Source organism: Laedolimicola ammoniilytica, from assembly GCF_025567165.1.
Lineage (GTDB): Bacteria > Bacillota > Clostridia > Lachnospirales > Lachnospiraceae > Laedolimicola > Laedolimicola ammoniilytica.
Genome location: NZ_JAOQKC010000060.1, coordinates 1 through 787, shown reverse-complemented (window position 1 = coordinate 787; position 787 = coordinate 1). Strand labels below are relative to the sequence as shown.

The following is a 787-nucleotide window of genomic DNA, read 5'->3' as shown; positions in this document are numbered from 1 at the left end:
CACCTCAGAAGAAGTCCCCTATGAGTATTACATTTTGAATGTGAAACTCACCAGCAAGCCCATTTCCGCTGTGGCGTCGGAGATTCTGACCCCGGAGCAGATGGAAATGTATCAGGTCTACCGACAGACCATGGGCAATAAGCCGCTGTTGTTTGGCGGCGGTTCCCCTGATACCAGCGGCTCGGAAGATCTGTCCGGTGTGCAGTTCATTAACGGTACCCGCCCCGGCAATCCTCAGCTGGTGGAACTGGCCAAGCGTCAGGTGGGCAATGTGGGCGGCTATCCTTATTGGAGCTGGTATGGCTTTGACAGCCGCGTGGAGTGGTGCGCCTGCTTTGTATCCTGGTGTTATAACCAGGCTGGAAAAAGTGAACCGCGCTTTGCAGGCTGTGAGTGGCAGGGCGTTCCGTGGTTCCAGTCTCATGGACAATGGGGTGCAAGAGGCTATAACAATCTGGCTCCCGGAGATGCAATTTTCTTTGATTGGGATTTGGATGGGACAGCAGACCATGTGGGTATCGTGATCGGTACGGATGGCAGCCGTGTTTATACCGTGGAGGGAAATTCCGGCGATGCCTGCAAGATCAAAAGTTATGACCTGAATTATCAAAGCATTAAAGGCTATGGTCTGATGAACTGGTAACAGACTTTGTGGAAAGGAGTGAACGGTTATGGCAAAAAACAAAATTGAACGTATCGACCAGGAAATTGAGAAAACCCGTGAGAAGATTGCGGAATATCAGGAAAAGCTCAAGACCCTGGAAGCACAGAAAACGGAGGCAGAGAA

General features: G+C 51.0%; 2 protein-coding genes. Both read left to right on the top strand.

Translation table 11 applies throughout. The annotated features are described in order from the left end of the window. The coding region (locus OCV63_RS17360; protein WP_158365455.1) for a CHAP domain-containing protein at positions 1–643 on the top strand (643 nt) is incomplete at its 5' end. Positions 644–671: 28 nt separating this feature from the next. Further along, a partial coding sequence (locus OCV63_RS17355) for a DUF4315 family protein (protein ID WP_158365453.1) occupies positions 672–787 on the top strand: 116 nt, incomplete at its 3' end.